Annotated in this window: 7 protein-coding genes; 1 reads left to right on the top strand and 6 read right to left on the bottom strand. The window is 38.2% G+C overall.

The window, feature by feature from the left end; all coding sequences use genetic code 11:
• Positions 1-49: 49 nt before the first annotated feature.
• Genes C1A09_RS02240 through C1A09_RS02250 form a run of 3 tightly spaced genes read right to left on the bottom strand, consistent with a single transcriptional unit; the run spans position 50 to position 5,476 of the window.
• Positions 50-571: a hypothetical protein gene (locus C1A09_RS02240; RefSeq protein WP_233519847.1), complete on the bottom strand. Its 522-nt coding sequence runs from the start codon at positions 569-571 to the stop codon at positions 50-52.
• 45 nt (positions 572-616) lie between these two features.
• Positions 617-2,323 (bottom strand): RagB/SusD family nutrient uptake outer membrane protein, encoded by a 1,707-nt coding sequence (locus C1A09_RS02245; protein WP_101542103.1) that lies wholly within the window; start codon positions 2,321-2,323, stop codon positions 617-619.
• A gap of 15 nt (positions 2,324-2,338) precedes the next feature.
• Complete coding sequence (locus tag C1A09_RS02250) at positions 2,339-5,476, bottom strand: SusC/RagA family TonB-linked outer membrane protein (RefSeq protein ID WP_101542104.1); 3,138 nt, start codon at positions 5,474-5,476, stop codon at positions 2,339-2,341.
• A 330-nt stretch (positions 5,477-5,806) separates the two neighbouring features.
• Here C1A09_RS02250 and C1A09_RS02255 point away from each other — a divergent pair, with 330 nt between their 5' ends.
• Positions 5,807-8,665 carry a ligand-binding sensor domain-containing protein gene (locus C1A09_RS02255; protein ID WP_101542105.1) on the top strand — a complete coding sequence of 953 codons (2,859 nt, stop codon included), beginning with the start codon at positions 5,807-5,809 and terminating at the stop codon, positions 8,663-8,665.
• A 60-nt stretch (positions 8,666-8,725) separates the two neighbouring features.
• On the opposite strand, the gene C1A09_RS02260 is transcribed toward C1A09_RS02255, so the two are convergent.
• The 3 genes from C1A09_RS02260 to lepB (C1A09_RS02270) form a co-directional block, all read right to left on the bottom strand.
• Entirely contained in the window at positions 8,726-9,352 is a 627-nt protein-coding gene (locus tag C1A09_RS02260; RefSeq protein ID WP_101542106.1) for a WbqC family protein, read from the bottom strand.
• 394 nt (positions 9,353-9,746) lie between these two features.
• Entirely contained in the window at positions 9,747-10,679 is a 933-nt protein-coding gene (lepB, locus tag C1A09_RS02265; RefSeq protein WP_101542107.1) for a signal peptidase I, read from the bottom strand.
• Between the two features lie 39 nt (positions 10,680-10,718).
• The gene (gene lepB / locus C1A09_RS02270) at positions 10,719-12,212 is read right to left on the bottom strand and encodes a signal peptidase I (protein WP_101542108.1); all 1,494 of its coding nucleotides are present in this window, start codon (positions 12,210-12,212) and stop codon (positions 10,719-10,721) included.
• Between the last annotated feature and the right edge of the window lie 5 nt (positions 12,213-12,217).

The raw sequence follows: 12,217 nt of genomic DNA on the forward strand, positions 1-12,217 counted from the left end.
CTCTAATCCTAAAATTCAATTAACCTATTTAATACAAATACCTATGAAATTACTTTATGTTTACTGTAACGTAGTAATTCTCGGTGAAGGCACGTACTTCGTATTCGTTGGTCTTGACGATAATAGTACTGCTGACATCGGTTTGATCCATTTTTTTTGTAGGGTCGAAAGTTAAGACCTTTAGTGAACCTGTAGCACCGTTTAAAGCTTTTATATAGACGTCTTGGCTACCTTGTTTGGCATTTGGCCAAGTCATACTATAACCGCCATTGTTATCCGGAGACAATACTTTACCATCTTTGTCAACTACTTGATAATCGGTACCGAGCACTAACTTGTCAGAGCTGGTGTAATAGGCTACTACAGGACTGTAAGATCGTGTATATGCACTCCAAAAATAAGTAGGAATGGCGATTGTTTCTCCCTGATTCACGTTATATTTAAGTTCATTTCCACCGGGGAATTTTACGTTACCCAATCCATAGTAATAGATATGTTCCATTTCCGGATTGTTATTACCCCAATCATCGTCACCACAGCTGGTGAATAAACCACATGTAGCAACTATCATTAAAAATATCATTAACTTTTTCATAATTACATTTGTTGTTTGTTATTATTCTGCTGCATTTCCCCAATATGGATTCTGTTTGATGTTTCCTCCGGAAGTACCGATTTCATAAGAAGGTATCGGATAGAGATAATCACGTTTGGGATCAAAACTGCGCGAGTTGGCTTCTTCAATGACATATATATTACCTTCGTCATATACTTTTTCTCCCTTATAATAACCGTTGGCATCGGTTAAACGATCTTTTACTACCTCTTCTTTTACAGTACCTTCTGTGTCATCGTAATTGTAAAGAAGACCGAGAACAGCTTTGGGTAACACTTCTTCGGCTGTTTTCCAGCGAATAATGTCATCATAGTGCAAACTTTCATCGATAAATTCGACCATACGTTCACGACGGATTTCCTGAAGCATATCCAAACCGTTTGCCTGAACGAAAGCGTTGGTCAGTTTTACGTCGAAACCTACACGATGACGTACATAGTTAACTGTCTCTTCCAGTTTTTGGTCGCTAATATTTCCGTTATATTCATATAATGCTTCTGCATAAGAGAGTAATATTTCGGCATATCGGATAATCATTTTATCGATAGTTCCTTTACTGTTCAGAGACCATTCACTTGCAACCCATCCTTTCTTAATGGCATATCCGTAACCATGTGTCTGATCATCAGTCTTAAATGGTTTATAAGGACCTTTGAAAGCTTCTTCACCCGGAGAGAACAGAGTCATCTTAAGACGCGGATCACGATTGGCTGTGATATCGCTGAATTTTGTTTCAGGAACGACCCTTAAAGGTGATTTTTCACGTGGCAAACCATCGCTGTAAAGGAAGTTGTCCAACATGCTTCGAGTCAAGGCAACACTATTTTCCAGACCACGTACATTGTTATGGGTAACAATACCGGAACTTCCATTCGGCCCATAAATCTTTACGAATACATTTTCTTTATTGGATGAGCCTTCACCATCAAAACCAAACAGTTTTTCAAAATCCGGATAGAGATCATGCTTCTTTTCCGTATAGATCATAGTTTCTGCTGCGTCAATGGCTTTTTTCAGGTGAGCTCTATAGTCGCCACCAGGTGTTTGATGATATTTTTTGTGGGTACCTTCATACAGTCCGATACGAACAATCATACCCAATGCAGCGGATTGGGAAACACGCCCCCAGTCTTTTTGCATACCATCGGTCTCTTTTGTTGTTTCTTCAATGGTTGGCAAGTGTTTTACTGCAAACTCGAGATCTGTATAGCATTGTTGAATGACTGTTTCACGCGGATCACGTCCTTTGACAATATCCGGGTCTGTGGTATTCTCAAATGCTTTTAAGATCAAAGGAACATCACCGTATTTCTTTACCAAATCAAAATAGTGATAGGCACGGAAGAAACGGGCTTCAGCGGTCCAACGGTCTTTTACAGCTTGTGAAAAAGAAGTACTTGCTTCTGTTTTAATAATAATATTGTTACATCTTCCTATCTTATTGTAAGGATCAGTCCAATCACCGGAAGTGCCGGGAACGCTACGGTTACCACTGGAAGTTAAATCTTGGTTAGGACCAACAAGTTCGTCTGAACGTTTGTCATGAGAAAAACCCGGAAGGTCAATATATAGTCTGTTACAAGCACCTCTCAGGAAAGTTTCTGATGTCCAGAAGTTATTATCTGCTAAAGATGTTTCCGGTTCTCTGTCCAGTGTGCAACCGGTAACCAGTAGAGCGGATATTAAAAGTGAATATATTTTTTTCATAATGTGTCTAATGGTTTAGAATGAAACATTTAATCCGACTGTCCAAGTACGGAAGAACGGATAGATACTTCTTTTGGCATCATTACCAATTTCCGGGTCAAAAACGGAAAGCATATTACTGTGTTCCCAGATGTCTTCACCTGCTACATATACTCTCAGACGGTCAATGTATTTCTTGGATACCGGAACTGTATAGCCTAATGTCAAATTCTTGAGACGGAAATATGCACCATTCTGTACCCATCTATCTGACGTTTTAAAGTTGAAATCATTTCCTTTGTATTGGTAGATACGCGGGAAATAAGCATCTTGGTTGTCTTCAGTCCAGTGGTCTTTGTGGATAGTCCACGGCATCTGATAATCTTGCCACAATGGAGCAAATGCTTCCGGGTTGATCATAACTTTACGTTTGCCGACACCTTGGAACATGACAGAAATGTCGAAACCTTTCCATTGTGCAGCCAAATTGATACCGTAAAGATAACGACCGTTGGAATTACCTAAACAAACCAAATCTCCCGGGTCTTCAGGAGTGGCACCACCTACACCAATTTCATGGTCTGCTTTACCTTGTGCTACGTATTTTACATCACCACCACTTATTTTACCATCGTTGAAGGATTTATAGCCCGGATGATCTTTCTTATATTGTTCGTATTCTTCACGGCTTTTCCAGAAACCATCTGTTTCGTATCCCCAGATCGTATTGATTGAATAACCTTCCAATAATTCTACAGCACCTGCTTTGATTACGCTGGCTCCATTGTATTCTACCAATTTATTATCGCTGTCTGAAAGATTGAAACTTACTTGATAACTTACATCTTTGATTTTGTCTTTCCAACTGATATTGAAATCCCAACCCCATGTCTTCAATTTACCGATGTTGAGCTTGGGTACACCGATACCGATTTGATGAGGCAACTGGGGAGATGAAAGCATATCATTGTTGTATTTCCAGTAATATTCAAAACTACCGGTTAAACGATTATTCAAAAAACCGAAGTCTACACCGATGTTGGTTGTTTCGATAACCTCCCATGTTTTCTCTGTAGAAGGCAGATTGGCTTGATAGTACCATTTTTCACCGTTATAAGTGGCAGGAGTGTTATCTTGTGTGTCACTGAGTAATGATATATAGTCATAAAGGCCTAACACGGCACCATTACCCAATTGTCCCCAAGAAGCACGAAGTTTCAGATTACTTACAAAGTCTACGTTGAACCAATCTTCCATATTGACACGCCATGCACCGGAAACTGAAGGGAATGCTCTCCAACGTTTGTCTGGGGCTAGACGAGAACTTCCGTCATAACGTACATTGGCTTCTAACAGATAGCGTTCTTTATAGTTATAGTTAAGACGGCCGAAATAAGACATCATAGACCATGGCTCTATATTATCACCTATTACTGTATTGGTTGCTACAGAAGTATCGAAACCACCATTGAAAGAGAAGAAATCATCAGAAATGAGATTTTTGGCAGTTACATCAATCTCGTCTTTCCGATAATTTTCGTAAGAAGAACCTGCCAAAATACTGAAATTGTGATTTTTGTCATCTAAATCAAATGAGTAGTTAACGGTAGCTTCTAACAAATCGTGAAAATCCGAGTTCTTTTTCTTATAAAGAGAGTTGGGGTCATTAGCTCTACTTCTGACGGTATTTCCAACTCTATCATACCAAAGCAAAGCATGCTTTTCATTTACTTCAGAATAGTATCCTGCTTTACGTGATGCACTTAAGTTGATACGTAAACCTTCAACCAAGTCCTTGATTGTCAGGTTTGCTTTTCCGATGAATGCTTCATATTTTGTTTTCTTTGCCCCACCGTTTTTCATAATGTCAATGGGGTTTACTTGAAGGTCACCATTGTAGATACTACCACTATCATCTGGTTCCGGGACATAAATAGCTTGGCGACCACGGCCGGAATAGAGTGCGCCGAATAATGCACCTGCTCCGTAAGAAGATGATTCAACTTCTTTGGATTGATATTGAACGTTTACACCTAAATCTATATACTTATTAATAGAGGTATTGATTTTGGCATGTAGATTATAACGGTCATTACTGTCTGGACCATATTTCAATAAACCGTTCTTTGTGAAAAAGTTAGCTGACAACATATAGTTGATGGCTTTGCTTCCACCACTGACAGAAAGAGAATGATTTTGTTGAGTAGTGAAGTCTTTAGTACCTTCCGCAACCCAGTTGGTTGCACCAAAATAATCCCAGCGTCCATTGGATAGCGGACGATAGTTGAAATTCGGGTTACCTACCCAAGATGCTTTTTCTGCAGTCCATTCAGTTTTACCTGTAGCGGCAAGACGGCTTTGGTCAATGAACGCTTGTTCTTCCCAAGCTGTTAAACGTTCAGGCATATTACCCGGCGTGTTGAATGAAAAAGAACCGTTATAATTGATCCTGGGCTTACCTTCTACACCGCTTTTTGTAGTGATCAGTACAACACCTGCAGCTGCGCGTGCACCATAGATGGCTGCTGAAGCAGCATCTTTTAGTACAGAAATAGACTCAATGTCGTTAGGATTCAATAAGGTCATATCCCCTTCAATACCATCAATCAATACCAGGGTAGAGGTAGAGTTAACAGATGAGAAACCGCGGATACGCATACCTGATGTCTCACTACCGGGCTGACCGCTACTACGCAATACTGCTACACCGGGAAGTTCACCCTGTAAAGCTGCAAGGGCATTGGCTGACGGCTTTTCTGCGATTTTCTCACCTTCAATTGCTGATACCGATCCTGAAAGATTTACTTTCTTCTGTACACCGTAACCTACTACTACGACTTCTTGCAGAGTTTCGCTGTCTTCTTTCAGTTTAATAACTCCATTGGCAGCAGAAGCTTTTAACTCTACAGTTTGATATCCAATATAAGAAAAGACGATCGTTGAGTTATCGGCTACTTTCAGGCTATAATGACCATCCATATCCGTAATAGCTCCATTTGTCGTACCTTTCTCTTGAATGGATACACCAATAAGGCTTTCATTAGTCGCAGCGTCTACCACTTGTCCTTTAATGGTAATGCTGCTTTGGGCAAATGTCCCTAAATTAGAGAGAAAAAACATACAGCAGAGGGATAATAGCTGTATTAGTTTCCAAGAAAAAATCTTTCTTCTCATAATACATAGATTTAATTAATATTAATTTTTTCGTTTGAACGAAACAAAAATAGTCATATTGCATTATAATACTTTATTAAGAACTACATCATAACTTTCTCAATCTTTATTTTTAACTACGTCAAAACTTTCTCCTAAAAAAAATTAATTTATTGATAAATAATGAATTAGTATATTTATATTGGTACATCTGTATACTGTAAATATTTCTTTTTTAAAAGAACTTTTTGAAGTTCATGAATGAACAAATTTGAAAAAAGTATATGGGATGTATGAGATTTAGAGAAAAAAACATACCTTTGTTTTTCGTAATTCAATAACTTAACTACTATGAAACGAGAGTCTTATATGTTCTTTTTTTTAATGTTGTTAACATGTACTCCTTCGTGGGGTAGTTGGCAACGTTCCATTACGAATTATGCCCGCCACTCATATAAAGCCGCTTCTCAGAATTGGATGATAATGCAGTGTGATAATGGTTGGATGTATTTTGCTAATAATAATGGCCTTTTAGAGTTTGATGGAACCAATTGGTCTGTTTATCCTATTCACAATGCAAAGATGCGGGCTGTGAAGGCGGGTAATGACGGACGTATTTATGTAGGTGGACTTCAACAGTTTGGTTATTTTGTTCCTGATTCATTAGGACGTTTAGATTATGTTTGTCTTTCAGATACTATAGATAAAAAGATCGTTGGAAATATCTGGAATATTCATGTGGCTAAAGATAGGGTATTTTTTCAATCGGATAATGCTGTCTTTTGTTTTGAAAAAGAACGTATCCATCGGATAACTTGTAATAATATCGTTCATTCGGCCTTGGTGGGCGATCAACTTTATGTGGCAGGAACTGGCTTATTCCTTTTAAATGGGGATGAATTTACATTACTTCCTAATACAGTTTCTGAAATAGATAATGTAACTAAAAGAATTGTAGGTATATTTTCTTATCAAGATAAACTACTTGTAGTAAGAAATGAAGGTGGTTTACTTTCTTATGAAAATGGAGTATTAGTACCTTTTCAAACATCTGCAGATGATTTTCTGAAGAGGAGTCGTCTTTTTTGCGCAGATATCAAGGATTCAATATTGGCATTAGGGACGGTACAAGATGGCTTAATGTTATTAAATTTAGATACGGGAGAAGTAGAGCATATTTCGACTCATAACGGTTTACAGAATAAAACGATACTATCTTTGTTTTTCGATAGAGAGGATAATCTCTGGTTGGGATTGGACAATGGTATTGATTGTGTCCATTTACACTCACCGGCTTTTCAGAATAGTGTACCCATAGGGAGTGGATATGCTTCATGTCTATATCATGATAAATTGTATCTGGGTACTAACCAAGGTGTGTTTATGTCTGATTATCCGGTGATGTTAAACAAAGATCAGGAACTAAATCCTGTTGAAGGGATAGTAGGGCAAATCTATTCTTTGGCCGTGTATGATGATAAACTGTTTTGTGCAGGAACTACTTCTCTTGGAGTTTTGGACAGAGACGAGTTATATTACATTAATATTCGCGGAGTATGGTGGGTGAAACCCTTACAACGTAAAGACCGATTATTGATTGCCACTTATAATGGGCTATATCTATTGAAGAAAGTGGCTGGTCGTTGGAAACTGGATCAAAAAATCAAGGGGAAAGCATATTCTTCCAAGAGTTTGTATATAGAACCGATAACTAATGCTTTATGGACTGCAAACAAAGAAGGAGGTGTGTATCGCCTGGTTCTTTCAGAAGAATGTGACTCTATTGTTCGGGAGAAGTGTTATAATTCCAAAGAATTACCTTTCGGAAACAATGTATGTATTGCAGCGATTAATGGTGAAATGGTGATTGCTTCACGAGAAGGACTATTTCGTTATAATCGTTTGAAAGACTGTTTGGAAAGGTGCGATGTACTTGAAAAAGAATTGAGTGGCAGAACTGCTTATACCTATATAATGCAGGATTCGTTGAAAAATATCTGGTATGCTACGGATGGAGCTTTAAAACTATTGCATTATAACCCAGCTCAAAAAAAATATTATCGTAGTGAAAATGAAGTTTATTTGAAGGATTATCTGATAGAAGACTTTGAACATGTTAATTTACTTACGAGTAATGAAGCTATTATAGGTATGGAGGAAGGTTTCTCTATACTGCATTTTATGCAGAAACGAGTGAAGAAATATCCATTGAATTTGCAAGTTAGATATGTGTACCTGAGAGGTGTGAAAGATTCTCTTATATATGGTCGCAGTTATATACCCAACGAACGTAAAATAAAAGTTCCTTATAAACATAATTCTATTCGTATAGAATATAGTGCTAATAATTATGATAAGTCGCTCGCTTTATTTTATTCTTGTAAGTTGGAGGGGCCGGTATCAGAACCTTGGAGCCAGTCTACCGAAAACACAATCAAGGAATATACAGCTCTGCCCGAAGGTAAATATACATTCTATGTTCGTACACGGGTCAATCAGGAAGACCCGATAACAGCATCTTTCTCTTTTGAGGTATTACCACCTTGGTATCGATCCTGGTGGAGCTATATGCTATATTCTGTATTGATTGTGTTGTTGATAGGCTATGTATATTATCGAATTTCTATCGGGCGAAAACGTTTGGTTGTACAGAAAGAGCTTGAACTTTATCGTCAAAAACAGCAATTCAAGAAAGAGAGTGATTTGAAAGACCAGAAGATTGATTCTCTAAAGGAAGAAAATCTGCAATCGGAGTTAAGACATAAATCGGAAGAACTTATTCGAAGTACTTTGAATATAGTACGAAAAAACGAAATTCTGTTGGACATCAAGAAAGAAGTACTTGGAATATCACATTCCATCAGTGAGGAAAATCTGGTTATGCTCCGTCGGAAAACATTACGTTTATTGGGACAAATTGAGACGAATATTGAGCATGATAATGATCTCCAGGCATTTCAGAGTACATTTGATTCTGTGCATCATGATTTTTTCAAAAGGTTGGAAGAAGCCTATCCGGACTTGAATAATAAGGATAAATTACTTTGTGCTTATATCAAGATGAACCTACTTTCTAAGGAAATAGCTCCGTTGATGAACATATCTTTACGAGGGGTGGAAATTAGCCGTTATCGTTTACGTAAGAAGCTAAATCTGTCGGAAGGGGAGAACTTGGTAGAGTTCCTACAGAAATTCTCTCGTGAGGAGTGAGAATTTCCAGGTATTACTTTAATTCCTGTCATCAGGATATATAGTTGAAAAGTCAAAAGATCATTGTTGGAGTATTAATAGGCTTTCTGGTCCCATATTAAATAATAAGTCGATAATACTGAGATTGGGTAAGAAACCAAGTTTTTCCTGAAATACCTGATAATAAGGTTTGGGTAAGAAGTCAAGGTCTTCTTTCTTGAAATCTTTTTTAGGGTGAATGCGTTCTCGGAAGTCTGCTTCATCTGGTGTAAATTCCATACGATACTCAGTCGTACGATTTATGTTTGGTTGTATATCAATCAATGAACAGATAAGGTGGCAAAGTTCCTCATTGAAATCGACTAGAAATTCATATTTCTTTTCGTAGAAAGGTCGGAAATCGTCTTTGTAATATTCAAAGAAAGGTGTATGGTTGTAAGCAGATTCAATGGCATTCCAATGAAGATGTCGCCAGTTTCCATGATCAGAAATACGTATATCACGCATCAGGCATTTCTGTGTATCGGGCTTTACCGTAGGAATAGAAAGAATTAATTCACCGTCTGGTGCAGCAATGGTGCAACGATTACGATATGTCTGTTTCACATAATGGTCATATTGTTCGATAAACACTTCATCGTATACCAGAAGTTTGGTATAATATTCTATGGGTGCCAAATAGGCAGAAGAAAGATATACAGTTTTCATTAATGTATTTAACGCCGATTTGATAAATTGTAGTTAATTGTTTGTTGAATAGCGATAAAGTAATAAGTTTATAATACTCAATTATAAGATTTACGAATTCTTTATCGTTATGTTTACCGAAAACAAAGTTATTGAAATATTTTTTTAGGTAGATAATTTCTGCAATTTTTTTAATATGTCTCCTGGATATTAGTAGTCTATTTTCTAAAAATTATTCTCTTTTTCTGATTACTAATCTTAATCATTGCCGTAGTAAGAATACTCATTGGTAGATTTACAGTTAATTTTCCCTGTTCTATAAGGTAATTCTTACCGTGCTGATGACTAGAAAGAAAATACATTTGAGTGTGAGATGTTGAGGATGTTATAAGAGATGAAGGCAACTTTTTTCTATTTATTTTACTTCCCTCCACATCCTGTTCCAACGATAACCCTTAAACAGTCCTGATTTTTTTTCTTTGGAGAACCAGATGAGGGAAGCTCTTCCGATGATATGGTCTTTAGGTACAAAACCGAATAAACGTGAATCGGAGAGGTTGATAGAATTGTTGGCACCTACCCAGTAATAGTCTTTAGTGAAGTAGCAATGCTGTACTGGTTTACTTTCTACGTACAGTGTATCATTTTTTATCTCGGCATGCTTTTTCTCATGCAATACAAGGGTATTCCGCAGTAAAGTTATATTCCATGGATATACTCGTACAGGTTTTCCTTTACCTGGAATGATGAGTGGTTTCAACACTTCGGTAGAGTCTTCTTTGCTTATAGGTTCTATCCAGTTATTGTTTCCCAGTGCCTGTTCCAGTAAGTAATACTCATATCGGCTGAAACTTCGTACACTTCTGACACTATCTTGTCCCAACAACTTGTTGGGGAAGATAGACAGGATGATGAGCAGTGAATCCAGCTGACATTCTTTTTGTCGTGGATAAGTATAGAGAAACTTTTGGTCTGGTGCATTCTTTTCCGATGGAATTACGGAAAAAAGAGAGTCTATTAACAATGTGTCTCCAGGTACTCCCAGGCAGCGACTGATAAATACTTCCTTTTGGTCGATGGTATGTTCCGAGAGGCTTGCCGGGTTGTTGAATACGATAATATCTTCTTTCTGTACCGGCTTTTCCATCCAGCGATGATATCCACAAATATTTATAAATGGAAGCCGCAGGCCATAGCTCCATTTGTTTACGAGAATACGTTCTCCGCAATAAAGAGAATTTTCCATGCCTGAAGAAGGAATAAGATAGGAAGTTGCTACACAGCTACGGAGTAATACTACTACGAATATTACTCCGATTACTGTTCCTGTTATCTTCCGTACTTTCATTTTCCGATTTTATCTTATCATTTTTAATTAGTTTAATCCCTAAATATTATCTACCCACTTAAATATTCTGTTCCATCGGATTTTTCCGTCGAACCACCCCCGGTCTTTATCCAAAGAAAGCCAAACCACAATAGGTTTACCCACTACATGGTCTTCCGGAACAAATCCCCAATAACGGGAGTCGGCGGAGTTATGACGGTTATCGCCCATCATCCAATAGTAGTCCATTTTGAAAGTATAAGTATCGGTTTTTTCACCATTGATATAGATGCCATCCGGTCTTTGTTCCAATTTATTACCTTCGTATGCCACGATACAGCGTTCGTAGATAGGTAAGTTATCCGCTGTCAGAGTGATGGTAGATCCTTTGGAAGGTATCCAGATAGGACCATAGTTATCCCGTGTCCATTGGGTATATAGGTTCAAGGGGTACATCTGTCCCGAGAAGGTTTCCGGTTCCATAACGATACGGCTGATAAGTTTCTTGTTTCCGGCAAGCGTGTCGTACATTTTCCGGGTAAGCGGTAAATGATAGACCGGAGTTAAACGCCCCTGAGTATCGCGGCGGTCTAGTCCCATTTCCATAAGCCCTTCCTCCCAATTCAGGTCATTCGTCATTAGCGATTGATCGTCTTTACTGATACCCAGTTCGTGAAACATTTCTTCGGGAATATACGGGCCGGTAGTCTGCACAAAATAGTTGAACTGTAGATCTTCCGGATTTTTAATAGCTTTACCATCAATGTAAACTTGTCCACCTTTAATCTGTAAAGTATCTCCTGGCAGGCCGACACAACGTTTCACATAATTCTCGCGGCGATCTACAGGGCGTTCTAAAACCTCGCCATACATTTTGGGATTGGAAAGAATAAGATTTCGTCCGGCATTATAATATAAGTCATAGACAGTACGCTGTTGATCGCGCGTCAAGCTATCCATGTTTATTTTATTCGGATACATACGTTGTCCTTCATTGTAGGCAAGGGTATAGAAGTCGGTGGTTTGTTGGTAGTTAGTAGCAACCGTATCTCCGGCAGGAAAGTTGAATACCACAATATCATTTAGCTTGACTTTTCCGAAACCCGGTACACGCTTATATTTCCATTGTGGCCAATCAAAGTACGATTTTGTGTTGAAGACAGGCAGTGTATGCTGCGCCAACGGCATGGAGAGCGGAGTATTCGGTACACGCGGACCATAGCTGACCTTACTGACGTATAGAAAATCGCCTACCAGTAATGATTTCTCCAGAGAAGAAGATGGTATCTGGTAATTTTGGAATATGTAGATGTTAACGAAATAGACAGCTACCAAAGCGAAGACTATAGCATCTATCCAACTCATTACGCTACGCACTGCCGGGTTCTTGGACTTCTTCCAGAAACCCCAGGGTATCTTTTTGCTGATGTAAATGTCGAATATAAAAGGAACGACAATCAGTCCCAACCAGCTTTTCACCCAGATAAGAAATGCAAAATATAATAAGGTAACAATACCGAATTTAATCCATTGGGTACGTGTTGCTTTTCTCATAATGT

It is taken from the genome of Bacteroides cutis (assembly GCF_900241005.1).
In the GTDB taxonomy this organism is placed as follows: domain Bacteria; phylum Bacteroidota; class Bacteroidia; order Bacteroidales; family Bacteroidaceae; genus Bacteroides; species Bacteroides cutis.